The following is an 804-nucleotide window of genomic DNA, read 5'->3' as shown; positions in this document are numbered from 1 at the left end:
AACCAGTGCATTAATACTAATGCTTGGGGCCGTGGTGTTGAGTGTTGCGGTTTCACTTAATGTAGTGGTATTACCGGCGTTATCACTAACGCTTGCTTCAATAGTGAGTGGACCATCAGTTAACGTGTTCGGTACATCTGCTGACCAGCTACCATCGGCTTGCACTGTCGCGGTAAACGTTTCTGTATTATCTGCATCCGTGACGTTAATCGTTATAACCGTGCCTACTGGCGCGTTTGATGTCCCGCTGATTGTCGGCGTGCTGTCGTTGGTTGCGCCGACTGTGTCTAACGTCAGTGTTGGCGCTAAGGTATCTAGGTTGCCTGTTTGTGTCGCGCCGCCGGTGTTGCCTGCATCATCGGTGATACTGGCTTGCACGGTGTAGCTTCCATCCGGTAATTCAGGGCTGGTTGCTTGCCAGTCACCGTTTGCATCCACGGTGGCGGTGATTGGGTGTTCATCACCGTTACTGTCAGTAATAACAATGTTTACAACGGTGCCTTCAGGCTCTGTTGAAGTACCACTAACAACTGGGGTGCTATCGTTGCCAAGGCCCAGTGCATCAACGGTGACGATTGGCGTAATAGTATCCACATTACCACTGCTGTTTGCGGTGCTCTCGTTGCCTGCCGCATCGGTAATAATCGCGCTTACAGTAAAGTCACCTTGTGCAAGGGCTCCTGGAATCTCAATGTTCCAGTGGCCATCGCTGCCAACTAGGGTCTCAATGGTTTGCACAGCGCCTGCGCTGTCGGTGATGGTGAGTGTAACAGTGCCACCAATTTCATTACTGGTGCCCTGCAG

1 protein-coding gene is annotated in these 804 nt (G+C 51.6%); it reads right to left on the bottom strand.

The features are described 5' to 3' along the window. The coding region (locus tag H5126_RS21230) for an Ig-like domain-containing protein (RefSeq protein ID WP_182758580.1) at positions 1 to 804 on the bottom strand (804 nt) is incomplete at both ends.

This window comes from Pseudoalteromonas sp. SG45-3 (assembly GCF_014164075.1).
Classification (GTDB): Bacteria; Pseudomonadota; Gammaproteobacteria; order Enterobacterales; family Alteromonadaceae; genus Pseudoalteromonas; species Pseudoalteromonas distincta.
The sequence above is the reverse complement of the archived record's forward strand: the minus strand, read 5'-3'. Positions and strand labels throughout refer to the sequence as shown.